The 14224-nt window shown below is 71.6% G+C and carries 12 protein-coding genes and 1 pseudogene; 8 read left to right on the forward strand and 5 right to left on the reverse strand.

The window, feature by feature from the left end:
• Positions 1-154 (reverse strand): annotated as a pseudogene (locus tag ACFE64_RS12635) (hopanoid biosynthesis associated radical SAM protein HpnH); the annotation flags it as partial.
• A gap of 13 nt (positions 155-167) precedes the next feature.
• Entirely contained in the window at positions 168-1115 is a 948-nt protein-coding gene (gene ispH, locus ACFE64_RS12640; RefSeq protein WP_375392828.1) for a 4-hydroxy-3-methylbut-2-enyl diphosphate reductase, read from the reverse strand.
• Between the two features lie 211 nt (positions 1116-1326).
• Here ispH and ACFE64_RS12645 point away from each other — a divergent pair, with 211 nt between their 5' ends.
• Entirely contained in the window at positions 1327-1929 is a 603-nt protein-coding gene (locus ACFE64_RS12645) for an ABC transporter substrate-binding protein (RefSeq protein ID WP_375392817.1), read from the forward strand.
• Positions 1926-2867, forward strand: a complete 942-nt coding sequence (locus ACFE64_RS12650) for a VacJ family lipoprotein (protein ID WP_375392818.1) — start codon at positions 1926-1928, stop codon at positions 2865-2867. The genes ACFE64_RS12645 and ACFE64_RS12650 overlap by 4 nt, the downstream gene beginning before the upstream one ends.
• On the opposite strand, the gene ACFE64_RS12655 is transcribed toward ACFE64_RS12650, so the two are convergent.
• The 3 genes from ACFE64_RS12655 to ACFE64_RS12665 are packed head-to-tail and all read right to left on the reverse strand — an operon-like array spanning position 2828 to position 7815.
• Positions 2828-3259: a DUF2141 domain-containing protein gene (locus ACFE64_RS12655; protein WP_375392819.1), complete on the reverse strand. Its 432-nt coding sequence runs from the start codon at positions 3257-3259 to the stop codon at positions 2828-2830. The genes ACFE64_RS12650 and ACFE64_RS12655 overlap by 40 nt on opposite strands.
• A complete protein-coding gene (gene dxs, locus ACFE64_RS12660) occupies positions 3256-5175 on the reverse strand; it encodes a 1-deoxy-D-xylulose-5-phosphate synthase (RefSeq protein ID WP_375392820.1) in 1920 nt (639 codons plus the stop codon). Before dxs ends, ACFE64_RS12655 begins: the two co-directional genes overlap by 4 nt.
• Before the next feature lie 9 nt (positions 5176-5184).
• Positions 5185-7815, reverse strand: a complete 2631-nt coding sequence (locus ACFE64_RS12665) for an MMPL family transporter (RefSeq protein ID WP_375392821.1) — start codon at positions 7813-7815, stop codon at positions 5185-5187.
• 86 nt (positions 7816-7901) lie between these two features.
• Here ACFE64_RS12665 and hpnI point away from each other — a divergent pair, with 86 nt between their 5' ends.
• From hpnI to dld, 6 genes are all read left to right on the forward strand, one after another.
• The gene (hpnI, locus tag ACFE64_RS12670; protein WP_375392822.1) at positions 7902-9059 is read left to right on the forward strand and encodes a bacteriohopanetetrol glucosamine biosynthesis glycosyltransferase HpnI; all 1158 of its coding nucleotides are present in this window, start codon (positions 7902-7904) and stop codon (positions 9057-9059) included.
• On the forward strand, positions 9059-9931 hold the full coding sequence (hpnK, locus tag ACFE64_RS12675) for a hopanoid biosynthesis-associated protein HpnK (RefSeq protein WP_375392823.1): 873 nt from the start codon (positions 9059-9061) through the stop codon (positions 9929-9931). The genes hpnI and hpnK overlap by 1 nt, the downstream gene beginning before the upstream one ends.
• Positions 9924-10889 carry a lysylphosphatidylglycerol synthase domain-containing protein gene (locus ACFE64_RS12680; RefSeq protein WP_375392824.1) on the forward strand — a complete coding sequence of 322 codons (966 nt, stop codon included), beginning with the start codon at positions 9924-9926 and terminating at the stop codon, positions 10887-10889. The genes hpnK and ACFE64_RS12680 overlap by 8 nt, the downstream gene beginning before the upstream one ends.
• A 146-nt stretch (positions 10890-11035) precedes the next feature.
• A complete protein-coding gene (locus ACFE64_RS12685; protein WP_375392825.1) occupies positions 11036-11662 on the forward strand; it encodes a class I SAM-dependent methyltransferase in 627 nt (208 codons plus the stop codon).
• 331 nt (positions 11663-11993) lie between these two features.
• Complete coding sequence (locus ACFE64_RS12690; RefSeq protein ID WP_375392826.1) at positions 11994-12872, forward strand: hypothetical protein; 879 nt, start codon at positions 11994-11996, stop codon at positions 12870-12872.
• Between the two features lie 60 nt (positions 12873-12932).
• Positions 12933-14224, forward strand: a 1292-nt coding sequence (gene dld / locus ACFE64_RS12695; RefSeq protein ID WP_375392827.1) for a D-lactate dehydrogenase, incomplete at its 3' end; no start/stop codon positions are given.

A 14224-nucleotide genomic window follows, 5' to 3' on the forward strand; every position in this document is an offset into this window, starting at 1 on the left:
CGTCGGGATAGTCGATCTTGCCGCAGCCGGCGCAGGCCAGGTTGCAGCGGAACAGCGGCTCCAGCATGAGCACCAGCGGGTATTTGCCGCCCTTGATGTGCTGCCTGAGCGTGTACGCGCCGATGCGCGCCACCTGGGCGAGGGGAAGGCCCATCTTCGGTATTCTCCTAGGCGGCCGCGGCCGTCACCGCGGGGCGGCGCAGCTCGGGCGGCAGGCTGAAGCTCATGGTCTCGACGACGCCGTCGAGCTGCGACACCTCGACCGGGCGCACGCGGGCGAGCGCGGCGATGACGCTGTCGACCAGCTCGTCGGGGGCGGACGCGCCGGCGGTGATGCCGACCGCGCCCGCGCCCGCGATCCAGGCGGGGTCGACGCCGTCGCCGTCGTCGACCAGGTAGCTGGGCACGCCCATCTCGTCGCCGATCTCGCGCAGGCGGCTGGAATTGGAGCTGTTGCCCGCGCCGACCACGATCAGCACGTCGCTGACCCGCGCGAGGTCGCGCACCGCCGTCTGCCGGTTCTGGGTGGCGTAGCAGATCTCGGCGACCGAGGGGCCGATCACGTCGGCGAAGCGGTCCTCCAGCGCGGCGATGACGACGCGGGTGTCGTCGACGCTGAGCGTCGTCTGGGTGATGTAGGCGACCGGCGTCGCGGGGTCGATCGGCAGCAGGGCGACGTCGGCGGGCGTGGAGACCAGATGGACGGGCGCGTCGACCTGCCCCATCGTCCCCTCCACCTCGGCATGGCCGGCATGGCCGATCAGCACCAGCGTGCGGCCTGCCTTGGCGTAGCGGCGCCCCTGGACATGGACCTTGGTGACGAGCGGGCAGGTCGCGTCCAGCACCGGCAGGCCGCGCGCCGTCGCCTCGTCCACCACCGAGCGGGCGACGCCGTGCGCGCTGAACACCGTCTGCGCGCCCGCCGGCACGTCGCTCAGATGATCGACGAACACCGCGCCCTTGCGGCGCAGCTTCTCGACGACATGGCGGTTGTGGACGATCTCGTGCCGGACATAGACGGGCGCGCCATAGCGCTCCAGCGCCCGCTCGACGATCTCGATCGCCCGCACCACCCCCGCACAAAACCCCCGCGGCGACGCCAGGATGACGCGCAGGGCGGGGGCGGAGGAGACTGGCGGCACTGGGGTCGGCTTCCTTGCTTTCGGGCGGACGCACGCCCGAAAGCTCCGCCCGAATGGTGAAGATAGCGGCGACGCGCGGCCAAAAAAAGGCTTAAAGCCAGTTCGGGCGTATCCGCAGGTCATCTTCATGGACGCGTCAGGTTGGCGTCATTAGGAGCGGCGCTTCATCCAACGGAGCCGTTTCATGCGCACCAGCGCCTTCGGGGCTGCCTTCGCCCTCCTGTTCCTGTCCGTCCCGGCGGCCGCGCAAACCGCCGATCCCGCCCGCGCGCCGGTGCAGGCGCTCGACGACGGGCTGCTCGCGATCATGAAGGCGGGGCGCAGCGCGGGCGTGGCGGGCCGGGCGGCGCGGATCGGGCCGGTGGTCGACCGCAGCTTCGACGTGCCGCTGATGACGCGCCTTGCGGTCGGCCCGAGCTGGACCGGCATCGCGCCCGCGGAGCAGGCGGGGCTCGTCGCCGCGTTCCGCCGGCTCACCGTCCAGCAATATGCCCGGAATTTCGACGGCTATGCGGGCGAGACCTTTTCGATCGCGCCGCAGGTGGAGAGCCGCGGCGGTGACAAGCTGGTCCGCACCACGCTCAACGCCCATGACGGGCCGGTCGCGATCAGCTATCGGCTGCGTGCCACGGCGGGCGGCGAATGGCGGATCATCGACGTGTTCTACAAGAACGCGATCAGCCAGCTGGCGACGCGCCGCGCCGACTTCGCGTCGATCTTGCAATCCGGCGGCGCCAGGGCGCTGATCGCGCATCTCGATCAGCTCGCGGCCAAGCCCGCCTCTTGATCGCCCTCCTCGTGGCGATCGCGGCGCCGCAGGCGGCTGCGACGCCGCCGGCGTCGCCCGCGACCAAGACCGCGCGCGCGGCCGGCGACCCCTTCGAACGATTCAACCGGCGCATGTTCCGCGGGCATCAGGGCTTCGATCGCCATGTGCTGCGGCCGGCGGCGCTCGCCTACAAGCATGGCGTGCCCGGCTTCCTGCGCTCCGCGCTGCGCAACATCCTGAGCACGCTGGGTGAGCCGGTCGTGTTCCTGAACTACCTGCTCCAGGGCAAGCCCGGCAAGGCGGCCGAAACGCTGGGGCGCTTCACGGTCAATGTCGGGCTCGGCCTTGGCGGCGCGATCGACATCGCCAGGCTGCCGGGCGTCAGGCTGCCGCACCGGCCCAACGGCTTCGGTGACACGCTGGGCTTCTACGGCGTGAAGCCGGGGCCCTACCTGTTCCTGCCGTTCGTCGGGCCGACCGACCTGCGCGACCTGTTCGGCGGGCAGGCGGACGGGGTGCTCGTGCTGCCGCTCGTGGCGGGCGTGCCGTTCAACCGCGCCGCGTTCAGCGTGCCGCGCGCGGTGATCGACGGGCTGGATCGGCGCGCGGAAGCGGACGCCGATCTGAAGGCGCTGCTCGACGATGCGGTCGATCCCTACGCGAGCCTGCGCTCGGTCTATCTCCAGGACCGCGCGGGCGAGATCGCGCAGTTGAAGGGGCACGCGGCGGCCGCGACACCCGCGCCGGAGCTCGACGGCCCCCTGACGGCTCCGGCCGATGCCCGCAAGCCGGCGGAGCACCCGGCGCCCGAGCTGCAGGACCCGCTCGCCGACCCGGCTGGGTCGTCATCCCCCGCAGCCACCGCCGCGCCGGAACTCGGCGATCCGCTGGCCGACCCCGCCGCGCCGCCGCCCGGTCAGCGCGCCGCCGGCGGGCCGCCCGCGCCCACGAAGTAGCGCAGTCGCAGGGCGGTGCGCTCGGCGCCGCCGTGGAACGCGAAGACCGCATCGGCCCATTTCGGCGGACCGAAACGGATGCGGGCGTCGCGCGAGAAACCGACGCCTTCCTTGGGGATGCCGAAGATGGCGCGATCGACGCGCCCATTGGCGTTCTCGTCGTGATAGGCCTGGATGGCGTAGCGGCCGGGCGGCACGCCACGGACCGTCACCATCGTCGTCCCCACCCGCGCCGGCGCGTCGCCCGCATAGGGGCAGCCGTCCTCCAGAAAAGTGCGCTCGTCGCACAGGTCGACATGGACGCGACCCGTGCCGTTGCGAACATTGGTGACCTCGACCAGCAGCAAACCGCCCGACGGCATCGCCGCCGCGAGCAATGCGGCGAGGATCAAGCCCGCGCCTCGCTCACCCCGGTGGAATTGTGGCGCAGCGCGGTAAGGACGGCCGTAACGATGGCATCGGCATCGAGCCCGGCGTCGTGATACTGCTTGTCGGGCGCGTCCTGATCCTGGAACCGGTCGGGCAGCCTCAGCGTGCGCAGCTTCAGCCCGGCGTCGATCAGCCCTTCGTCGCTGGCCAGCGTCAGCACATGCGCCCCGAGCCCGCCGACCGAGCCTTCCTCGATCGTCACCGCCACGCCGTGCGTCGTCAGCAGCCGGCGGATCAGCGCAGCGTCGAGCGGCTTGGCGAACCGGAGATCCGCCACCGTGGTCGTCAGCCCCCTCGCCTCCAGCTGGTCCGCCGCCTTGAGCGCCTCAGCCAGCCGCGTACCGAGCGACAGGATCGCGACCGCATGGCCCTCGCGAACGATCCGGCCCTTGCCGATCTCCAGGAGCTCGGGCGCCGCGGGCAGCGCCACGCCGGTCCCGTTGCCGCGCGGATAGCGCACCGCAATCGGACTCGCATCGTGCTGGACGGCGGTGTGCACCATGTGCACCAGCTCCGCCTCGTCGGCCGCGGCCATCACCACCATGTTGGGCAGCGTCGCGAGATAGGTCACGTCGAAACTGCCGGCGTGGGTCGCCCCGTCCGCGCCGACCAGCCCGGCCCGGTCGATCGCGAACCGCACGGGCAGGTTCTGGATGCAGACGTCGTGCACCACCTGATCGTAGGCGCGCTGCAGGAAGGTCGAGTAGATCGCGCAGAACGGCCGCATCCCCTGCGCCGCCAGCCCGGCCGCGAACGTCACCGCATGCTGCTCGGCGATGCCGACATCGAAGAACCGCTCGGGGTGCCTGGCCGCGAACTTGTCCAAGCCGGTGCCCGACGGCATCGCCGCGGTGATCGCGACGATGCGCGGATCGCCGTCGGCTTCGCGGGCGAGCGCCTCGCCGAACACGTTCTGATATTGCGGCGGCCCCGGCGGCGCCTTGGCCTGCACGCCCGAGACGACGTCGAACTTCTGCACGCCGTGATATTTGTCGGCCGCGGCTTCGGCGGGCGCATAGCCCTTGCCCTTCTGCGTGACGACATGGACCAGGATCGGCCCCTCGCCCGCATCGCGCACATTCTCCAGCACCGGGATCAGATGGTCGAGATTGTGGCCGTCGATCGGGCCGACATAATAGAAGCCCAGCTCCTCGAACAACGTGCCGCCCATGGTCATGCCGCGGGCGAACTCGTCGGTCTTGCGCGCCGCGTCCGCAAACGGCCGCGGCAGGCGCTTGGCGATCTTCTTCAGCACCTCGCGCACGCCCAGGAACTCGCGGGAGGACGCGATGCGGCTGAGATACGCGCTCAAACCCCCCACCGGCGGCGCGATCGACATGTCGTTGTCGTTGAGGATCACCACCAGGCGATTGCCCGCGGCCTCGGCGTTGTTCATCGCCTCGTACGCCATGCCGGCCGACATCGCCCCGTCGCCGATCACCGCGATCGCCTTGCCCGGCACGTCGTTCAGCTTGTTGGCGATCGCGAAGCCGAGCGCCGCCGAGATGGAGGTCGACGAGTGCGCCGCCCCGAACGGGTCATAGTCGCTCTCGCTGCGCCTGGTGAAGCCGCTCAGGCCGCCGCCCTGTCGCAGTGTCCGGATGCGGTCGCGCCGTCCGGTCAGCACCTTGTGCGGATAGCATTGATGCCCGACGTCCCACACCAGCCGATCCGCCGGGGTATCGAACACGTAATGGAGCGCCACCGTCAGCTCCACGACGCCCAGCCCGCTGCCCAGGTGCCCCCCCGTGACGCCGACTGCCGAGATCACCTCGTCCCGCAGCTCGTCCGCCAGCTGGCGCAGTTGCTCGGGCCGCAGGCGACGCAGCTCGTCCGGCGTCGCGACCATGTCGAGCAGAGGGGTGGCTTGGTTTACCATGCGACGCATTTAGGCGCGCCGCCGCCCGCTGTCGACCGGCCGGCGCGGAGGGCCGAGCAGCGCGGGCTCGAAGATCAAGGCGCACACCAGCGTCCAGGCGAGCGAGATCATCAGGATCTTGCCCATGCTCGCGGTGCCGGGATGGCGCGACAGCCAGAGCGCGCCGAACGCGCTGCCCGTCGCCAGCGCGCTGAAGAACACCGCCCGGGCGAGGCTGGACTGGAGCAGGTCGGTCGCCCCCGCCCGCCACGCCATCACGAAATAGATGTGGAACGCGACGCCGACGCCGAACAGCAGCGGGAAGGCGATGATGTTGGCGAAGTTGATCGGCTGCCCGATCACGACGCAGCTGCCGAGCGTCAGGAAGCCGGCGAGCACGACGGGCGCGAGCGTGAACGCTACCTCGCGCCCGTCGCGCAGCATCGCGAACAAGAGCAGGCTGATCAGCGCCAGCGCGAGTAGCCCGGCGGTGACGAAGGCGCCCGTCACCGTCCGCCCGGCCTCTTGCGTCGCGACCGGCAGCCCGGTCGCGCCGGGCGAAACGCGGCGCACGGCGGCCGTGAAGCGGGCGAGCGCGGCATTATCGACCCCCCCGCCCCGCGGGAACACCTCCACCAGCGCGCGCCCGTCCGGGGCGAGCCAGTCGCGCCGCAGCTCAGGCGGCAGCGTATCGGGAGTGATCGCCGTGGCGCCGAGCGAAGCGCGGACACTGTCGAGCATGATGCCGAGCGGCTCGATCAGCGCCTGCGCCGTCCGCCGCCGCGCCGCGGGATCGGCGGCGGCGAGCCGATCGAGCGTCGCCGCATAGTGCCTCGCCCCCCTCGCCGGCGCGTCCTGCCGTGCGCCCGCCGCCTCGCGCAACCGCGCAGCGAGCGTGCGGATCGCGGCGGCATCCTCGGCGTCCGCGGGCGCGGGCGCGACCTCGAACGGGTTGACGACCGCGTCGAGCAGCAACGAGGCGTCGCCGATCAGCGCGAGCTTGGCGGGCTGGTCGGCGGGGACGAAGGTGTCGAGGGACACCGCGTCGGCAACCTCGGGCAGGCGCGACAGGCGGTCCGCGATCTTCCGTGCGGCGGCGCGATCGGATGCGAGCACGTTCAGCGTGTTGGGAGTGCGCTGCGGATCGCGCAGCAGGTCGGCCAGCGCGCGCATCGCCGGTCCGTTCGGGTCGCGCAGGTGCAGGGGGTTGAAATCGAACCGGACCTGCGGCAGCAGCGCGATGCTGACCGCCATCGACGCGGCGAACGCCCACAGCACCGTGCGCCGGTGACGCGCCAGCCAGCGATCCACCGGCGCCGCGCCGCGAAATCCGACCGCGCGGGCCGGCGCGCCCGGCCGGAACAGCACCAGCAGCGCCGGCAGCAGCGTGACGCTGAGCAGCAGCGCCACGACCATGCCCATCGCGGCGATGACCCCCAGCTCCGCGATGCCGACATAATCGGTCGGCAGGAACGCCGCGAAGCCGAGCACCACCGCGCCCGCCGCCAGCGCCAGCGGCGCGCCGAGCGCCGCGGCCGCCGCGTTCAGCGCCAAGGCGGGATCCGCGGCCGCCGCCCGCTCGGCGTTGAAGCGGACGCTGATCTGGATGCCGAAATCGACGCCGAGCCCGACGAACAACGGGATGAACGCGACGGAGATCAGGTTGAGCGTGCCGACCGCGAGCAGCCCCAGCGCGGTGGTGATCGCCAGCCCCGCCACCGTGGTGCCCATGATCGCGGCGACGATCCGTGCCGAGCGCGTGGCCAGCCACAGCGTCGCCACCATCGCCAGCGCCATCACCAGCCCGACCCAGCCGATATTCTCCTGGAGCGTGGCGAACTCCTCGTCGGCGAGCGGCACCTCGCCCGTCACCTGCACGCGCGCGCCATGCGCCGCGTCCAGCCGCAGCGCCGCCGCGGCCGCGTGGACCGCCGCGACCGCGTCCTCGCCCGGCTCCAGCGAGGCATAATCGAGCTTGGGCTGGAGCAGCACCAGCCGGCGCGTCGGCGCAGCAAGCGCGCCGGTGCCGCCGACCAGCTGCTGCCACGAAAAGAAGGCAGGCCGCCCGGCCAGCGCCGCCGTCGTCGCCGCATCCAGCCGGTGGAGCGGCGTGGCGAGGCGCGCGAGCGGAGCGTCGCCTTGGGCCACGCCCTGCAGCGCGGTCGCGAGGGCGCCGGCGATCCCGCGCAGCGACGGGTCGGCCGCGACCGCGCCGAGCAGCGGCTGCGCCTCGATCAGCGCCGCGGTGGTGGCGCGCACGTCGGCGACCGAGCCGAACAGCAAGCCTTCGCGCGCGAAGAACGGGCCACCATCGGGCCGGCGCACCGCGTTGAAATGGCGGCGGTCGCGGCCCAGCGTCTCGGCGAGCCGCGCCGCGCCCGCCTCGGCGAGCTCCGGCGTGCGGCCATCGACGATCACCAGCACGGCATCCTGGAGCTGCGGGAAGGCCGCCTCCACCGCCGCCTCGTCGCGACGCCAGGCGACCTTGGGCGAGATCAGCGCGCCCGTGTCGGTGTTCATCGCGAAGGTCTGCGCCGCATAGGCGATCGCGATCGCCGCGAGCACGAGGCAGGCGACCAGCACCGCGAGCGGACGGCGGGCGCCGAGCGCAACGAGCCGCTGGATCGGGCGGGCGAGCGTGAAACTGTCCGGAAGCGCCATGCCGGGCCGTTACCGACTTTGCGCGCCCGCGACAAAGCGCGGGGTTGCGCGGGGCGGCGCGGCTGGGCAACGCGGGCAGCGATCTCATGGCCACCGTCCTTTCCCTTCTGTTCTGGTCGGCCTGGGCGATCGTGGCGGCGTCGGCGGCCTATCTGCTGCTCGCCATCGGCTGCGTCGCCGCGTTCCGCGCACCGCAACCGCCGGTCGGCGCGCCGGTGAGCGGAGTGGCGCTGCTGAAGCCGCTGTGCGGGCCGGAGGCCGGGCTGGCGACGGCGCTGCGCAGCTTCCTCTCGCAGCAGGTCGATGCGCCGGTCCACCATGTCTTCGGGGTCGCCGACCCCGACGATCCGGCGCTGGCGCTCGCCCGGGGGGTCGCGGCCGAGTTCCCCGCTTGCCGCGTCGCCTTCGTCGCCGATCCGCGCAGCCACGGACCGAACCCGAAGGTCAGCAATCTGCTCAACATGCTCGCCGTCGCCGAGGGCGAGGTGATCGTGATGTCGGACAGCGACATCGTGGCGCGGCCGGGCAGCCTGCAGGCGGTGATCGACGGGCTCGCCGCGCCGGGCGTGGGCGCCGTGACCGCGCTGTATCGCGGGCGGCCGGGACCGGCGGCGGGGCTGAGCGGGCGGTTGGCCGCGCTCTATATCGACGCCTGGTTCCTGCCCAAGGCGGTGGTCCACGCCCGGCTGACCCCGCTGGGCGTCACCTATGGCCCACTTACCGCCGTCCGGCGCGAGACGCTGGCCCGGATCGGCGGCCTCGAAGCGCTGGCGAGCAGCCTGTCGGACGATGCCGAGCTGGGGCGGCGGGTGCGCGCGCTCGGCCTTTCGATCGCGTTCGCGCCGATGGCCGTCGAGACGCTGGCCAATGATGCGAGTCTTTCCGCGCTGGTCACGCACGAGCTGCGCTGGGCGCGCACGGCGCGGGGGCTGGAACCGGCCGGCTACCTGCCGACGCTGGTGACGCATCCTGGCCCTATCCCGCTGTTGCTGTTCCTGGCGAGCCCCGGCTGGGCGAGCCTCGGTGCCGTGCTGGCGCTGATCGGGTTGCGTTGGGGGTTGGCGCGGCTCGTCTGGGCGCGGTTCGGGCGGGCGGACGGCATGGTGCGCCTGCTGCCGTTGGCGCTGTGGTGGCGCGACCAGCTGGCCTTTGCGGTGTGGCTGGCCGGCGCCTTCACCCGACGGGTCGCCTGGCGCGGGCAGCGGCTCGCGGTAGGCGACGACGCCGCGATCGTGTCGGGGTGATGCCCCCCACCGCCCCGAGACGCCTGATCGTCACCGCCGACGATTTCGGCCTGTCGGTCGAGGTCAACGAGGCGGTGGAGGAGGCGCATCGCAACGGCGTGCTCACCGGCGCGTCGCTGCTGGTCACCGGTCCGGCCGCGGGCGACGCGATCCGCCGCGCCCGCCGCCTGCCGACGCTCGGGCTGGGGCTGCACCTGGCGCTGTACGACGCCCCGCCCGCCGCGCCGCCGGCCGCCATCCCCGGCCTGCTCGGGGCGGACGGTGCGCTGGGCGAGCAGCCGGGCGCGACGGGCGCCGCCATCGCGCTGTCGCCCGCGCTGAGGCGACAGGTGCGCCGCGAGGTGGCGGCACAGTTCGAGGCCTGCGCGCGCACCGGCCTGCCGATCCGCCATCTCGACGGGCATTGGCATTGCCACGAGCACCCCTGGGTGCTGAAGATCGCGATCGCCATCGGCCGGCCGCTGGGCCTGCGGACGGTGCGGATCCCGTATGAGCCCTACCGCCCTTCGCTGGCCGCGGCGGGGAACCGAAACCGCGCAAGGCGCCTCGCCCATGCGGCGGCGCACCGTCCGCTGGCGGCAGCGATGCGGCGGCAAGTCCGGCGGGCGGAGATGCGCGCGAACGACTGGTTCTTCGGCAAGAACGATTCCGGGCATGTCGATGCCGATCGGCTGCTTGGCCTCATCGGCAACCTGCCGGCCGGCGTCAGCGAGATCGGCCTGCATCCCGCGACGGGGCGGTCGGCGGGGCCGCACCGGCCGCCCGCCGGCTGGGATCCGGCGGGCGAGCTGGCCGGGCTGCTCGATCCGCGGGTCCGCGCGGCCTGCGCCGCCCAGGGCGTGGGGCTGTGGCGGTTCGACGATCTTGGCTGATCCCGGCCGGCGCTTGCGCCTCGCCGGCTCGGTCGGCTGGGCGGCCGCCATGGCGGCGGTGGCGGCCGGCCTGGCGCTGTCGCCCGAGCTGCGGACGCTGGCCGAAGGCGCGTTCGGGGAGCTGACCTGGGGCGCAGTGCTGGCCACGGTGCCAGCGCAGATCGCGGCGACCCTGCTGTGCGCGGCGGCGCTTCAGGTGCTGGGGCCGGGCGTGTCGTTCGGCGCGAGCGTGCTGTCGCGGGTGCTGCGCGATGCGGGCGGCAACCTGCTGGTGGTGGTGCCGGGGCTGGGGGAGCTGATCGGGGGGCGGGCGCTGGTGCTGGCGGGCGGCACCGCGCGCGCGGCGGTGGCGGCAAGCGCGCTCGACGTCCTTGCCGAGTCGGTCGCGCAGGTGCCGTTCGTCCTGCTCGCGCTGGCGGTGCTGCCGCGCCTCGTGGGCAGGCCGCGACTGGATCGCGGCGCGCTCGCGTGGGGCGGCATCGGCTTGATCGCCGCGATCCTGTTCGGGCTGGTGATCTGGTGGACGGTGCGGCGGCCCGGCGCTGCGGTGCTCGCCGGTGTCCTGCGGCGACGCTGGGCCGAGGCGGGAGCGGCATGGCGGCGGCGGAGCGGCGCGATGCCGGCCGCGATCGGGATCCATTTCGCCGCCTGGTTCATGGGCGGGCTGCAGGTCTGGCTGGCGGCGCGGGCGCTGGGCATGCCGCTCGGGCTGGTCGGCGCGATCGTGCTGGAAAGCGCCGGCTATGCGGTGCGCGCGATCCTGTTCTTCGTGCCCGCGGGCGTCGGCGTGCAGGAGGGGGGCTTCATCGTGGCGGGGCTGGCGCTCGGTCTCGGCCGGGAACAGGCGCTGGCCCTGTCGCTCACGCTGCGCGCCCGCGACGTGCTGCTCGGTGTGCCGGTGCTCGCGCTCTGGCCGGTCATCGAATGGCGCACGGGACGGCGCGTCACCACTCGGTGATCCCCGTCGGTGATGGGCGAGGCGCGTAGCGCCGCAGGCAAACAAAGACCGTCAAGGACGACGTGTCGTTGGCCGACGCCGCCCGGGTGAGCGCCGCCGCGGGCGCAACTGATTGCGGCGCCGTCTGTTCGCCGACTGGAGGAAAGATGAGTGACCAGCCCCTGCCGGAATTGCCGGACGGCGCCTTCGATCGGATCGACGGTGGCGACGACCTCGCCTTCTACGCCGAGCCGCGGCTCGTCACCCATCTCGACGCCGGCGCGATCCGGGCGCTGACGGGCTGGTATGCGGCCGTGATCCCGGCCGGCGGCCGCGTGCTGGATCTGATGTCGAGCTGGGTGAGCCACCTGCCCGCCGACCGCGCCTACGAACACGTCGTCGGGCACGGCATGAACGCGGCCGAACTCGCCGCCAACCCGCGTCTCACCCGCTGGTTCGTGCAGGACCTGAATGCGGACCCGGCGCTGCCGCTCGACGACGGGTCGTTCGACGCGGCCCTGTGCTGCGTCGGCGCGCAGTATCTGCGACGACCGGTCGCCGTGTTCGCCGAAGTGCGCCGCGTGCTCGCGCCCGGCGCGCCCTTCGTGGTCAGCTTCTCCAACCGCTGTTTCCCGACCAAGGCCGTCGCGATCTGGCGCGCGCTCGACCTGGACGGGCACGCGGCGCTGGTGCGTCTGTATCTCGAACGCGCCGGCTTCGCTGCGGCGGCAGCGGTGCTCCTGAACGACGGCCGTGACGGCGATCCGCTCGTCGCGGTGACCGGGCGGGCATGAACTCTGCCGGGCCAAGGGACCGGGCACCGCCCACCGACGGCCGATGCCCGACACGAGGGTCGGCGACACGCATTGACGCTGGAGTGCGCGAAGAGGATCATCACCTGCCGTCTTGTCTGAAGACGACGGATTAGCGCCAATCCGCGCCGTCGGATGGCCACGATTCGAGCCTTGCAGGCCCCGTCACGCCCGATCAGGAAAGGGCACCACCGATGCCCTCTGGCGCGTTCGTCCGGCTTAATTTGCGGACGGACGTCCCGATGGTTCGCTTGACGGCATCACATCGACAGTGATGGCTGAACGCGCCAGATCGCGTTCAGGAGCATCCCAGATGGCTGACGAAGGACAGTATTTTCTTCGCGGCGTGAAGCCGGTCGCGACCGAAAGCAGCCGGCTCGTCTCGTCATCCAAGTTTCTCAACGACGCACGGCTGCGGGATTGCCTTGCGCTGATCGCGTTGCGCCGGAACGGCCCCGATCTGCCGTCGCCCGCCGAGCTGGTCGAGCTCATTCCGATCCTCGACGGCTTGCGTGATTTCGACCGGATCGAGTGGCTTTTCACGGAAGAGCGCAAGATCAACCCGCGTCTGGATGCCTGGTTTGCGGAGGAGTATCGGTCGCCGCCGATGACGATCGAGGATTATGCGCCGTTTCCCGCAGGCAGCCTCGGTGGCATTCTCTACCAGCAGTTCGTCGATAAATACGAAGTACAGATATCGCCGCATCAATGGGACGCCACCAAGACGCAGTATGAATATTATCAGCGGCGTGAGCTTCAGATGCATGATCTGGAACACATTCTGGTCGGCGGCACGGTAGATGCGCTGGGCGAGCTGCCACCGTCCTGGTTCCGGATGACCAACGTGCCGAAATACATCCGGAACGCCGAGCTTGTCGGCGAGCTGATGCATTACAAGATGTTTGCGGCGCTGCGCTTCACGTCGCGGACGATCCTGCATTACCCGGAGGTCTGGTGGCATTGCACGGACGCGATCCACCGCGGGATGACCGCCGGTTGGGCGTCGGAGCCGCTGTTCATGCAGAAACTCGAACCCGTGCTTGCCCTGCCGCTCGAAGATGCGCGCCTCGCACTGGGTGTGCGAGGCGTCGTCGACCGCGACACGAGCCAGGCCAGTGCGTTCTGGCTCGGCGAGGGTCCTCCGCCGCCGCATCCGGACGAAACCGCCGTCGAAACCCTGGCGGCGGCGTGAGCTGACGCGCTCGGGCGCGAAATGACGGTTGCCGCCGACCCTTCCTTGCTAACTGCGCTGGTGGACGTCGTCGGTACGCGCAACGTCCTCACCTCCGCCGCGGCGACACGCCGCTATCGCCAAGGTTATCGCTACGGTGACGGCCCGGTGATCGCGGTGGTGCGGCCGGGTTCGCTGGTCGAGCAATGGCGCGTCGTCGTCGCCTGCCTGGCGGCGGATGTCACGATCATCCTGCAGGCGGCCAATACCGGACTGACCGGCGGCTCGACGCCGGACGGTGAGGGTTATCCTGGCGGCGTGGTGATCGTCAGCCTGATGCGCGTCCGCGGCGTTCACCTGATTGACGGCGGGCGTCAGGTCGTGTGCCTGCCCGGCGCGACTCTGCATGATCTGGAGCGCGCATTGCGGCCGTTCGAGCGCGAGCCGCATTCGGTGATCGGGTCGTCATGCATCGGCGCGTCGGTGATGGGCGGCGTGTGCAACAATTCAGGCGGTGCGCTGATCCGGCGCGGTCCGGCGTTCAGCCAGCTGGCGCTGTTCGGCAGAATTGACGCGGACGGCCGGCTGAGATTGGTCAATCATCTCGGCATCCGTATCGCGGGTGACGTCGAGAGCGTCTTGCACCAGGTTGAAGCCGGCGCCTTCGACCCTGCGGCGATCGAAGACGACGCTAGTCTATGGGCGCACGACCATGCCTATGCCGAGCATGTGCGACGGATCGACGATGATAGGCCGGCGCGCTACAATGCCGATCCGCGCCGCCTGTTCGAAGGATCGGGCAGTGCGGGCAAACTTGTGTTGTTCGCGGTGCGGCTCGACACCTTTCCGCGCGAGGCCGGCACCACGACGTTCTACGTCGGCACGAACGATCCCGCCGAGCTGACGCGGATCCGCCGCGAGATCCTACGCCGCTTCGAGACGTTGCCCATCGCAGGCGAGTACATGCATCGTACCGCGTTCGACATCGCCGCGCGCTACGGCAAGGACGTGTTCATCGCGATCCGGCTGCTGGGCACGGATCGCCTGCCGGCGTTGTTCGCGCTGAGGGCGCGCGTCGATGCGATCGCCGGCTGGTTGCGCCTGCCCGGCGGCGCGGTCAGCGACCGGTTGCTGCAATGGGCGAGCCGCCTATTCCCGCATCACCTGCCACAGCGCATGCGCCAGTACCGCGACCGCTTCGAACATCACCTGCTGCTGAAGATGCCAGCCGACGGGGCCGCCGAGACACGCGCCCTTCTGGATGACATGTTTCCGTCGGCTGACGGCGATTACTTCGTGTGCAGCGAGGATGAGGCGGCGAAGGCCTTCCTGCATCGCTTCGCTGCCGCAGGCGCAGCCGTCCGCTATCGCGC

It is taken from the genome of uncultured Sphingomonas sp. (assembly GCF_964250165.1).
GTDB lineage: Bacteria > Pseudomonadota > Alphaproteobacteria > Sphingomonadales > Sphingomonadaceae > Sphingomonas.